This is a genomic window from Bacillus cereus group sp. BfR-BA-01382 (assembly GCF_022663475.1).
In the GTDB taxonomy this organism is placed as follows: domain Bacteria; phylum Bacillota; class Bacilli; order Bacillales; family Bacillaceae_G; genus Bacillus_A; species Bacillus_A thuringiensis_S.
Genome location: NZ_JAKUFQ010000363.1, coordinates 1 through 274, shown reverse-complemented (window position 1 = coordinate 274; position 274 = coordinate 1). Strand labels below are relative to the sequence as shown.

Here is a 274-nt window from a genome sequence, read left to right as displayed (position 1 = left end):
ATTGTGTCCTGTAGCTGGAAGTTGTTGATTATTAGAAGAACCTTGTCCTTTTTCTGGTAAATTAGGTTTTTCTACTCCCTCACCTGGCTTTTCTGTTCCTTCACCCGGCTTCTCTGTTCCTTCATCTGGCTTTTCTGTTCCTTCACCCGGCTTTTCTGTTCCTTCACCCGGCTTTTCTGTTCCTTCACCTGGTTTTTCTGTTCCTTCACCTGGTTTTTCCGGACCTTTTTCTGTATCTTTTTTATTTGTAATTTGAAGCTTTACAACTTCAATT

1 protein-coding gene is annotated in these 274 nt (G+C 40.9%); it reads right to left on the bottom strand.

The features are described 5' to 3' along the window. A partial coding sequence (locus tag MR160_RS34340) for a hypothetical protein (RefSeq protein WP_242299257.1) occupies window positions 1-274 on the bottom strand: 274 nt, incomplete at both ends.